Here is a 308-nt window from a genome sequence, read left to right as displayed (position 1 = left end):
CACAATCATAATCTTTTAGTAGATCCATCCACCGTACTTGTCTCATGTTTAACTCTTTCTGATCAAACAGGTATTTCAGACTTTTATGATCTGCTGCCAACTCTAAATCATGTACTGGGTAAGCTTTTTCATGTGGTTTCAGTTGTCGAGAGGCATACGCTATCACTCGTCCTTTTTGCATCAACACGCATCCAAGACCACTTAAGGAGGCATCGCTGTAAAGAACAAAATCCTCCCCTCCTTGCGGTAAAGCTAACACTGGAGCCTTGCATAAGCTATCTCGTAGTTGTTCAAAGGCTGATTGTTGT

At 41.9% G+C, this 308-nt stretch carries 1 protein-coding gene; it reads right to left on the bottom strand.

Features of this window, described 5'->3' with window-relative positions; translation table 11 throughout:
• Positions 1-308: Ty3/Gypsy family RNase HI domain-containing protein (locus HX793_RS32320; protein ID WP_178905630.1), on the bottom strand; the 308-nt coding region annotated here is incomplete at both ends.

This window comes from Pseudomonas reactans (assembly GCF_013387025.1).
Taxonomy (GTDB): Bacteria; Pseudomonadota; Gammaproteobacteria; order Pseudomonadales; family Pseudomonadaceae; genus Aquipseudomonas; species Aquipseudomonas reactans.
Note: the sequence above shows the minus strand (reverse complement) of the source record. Positions and strands in the feature narration are given on the sequence as shown.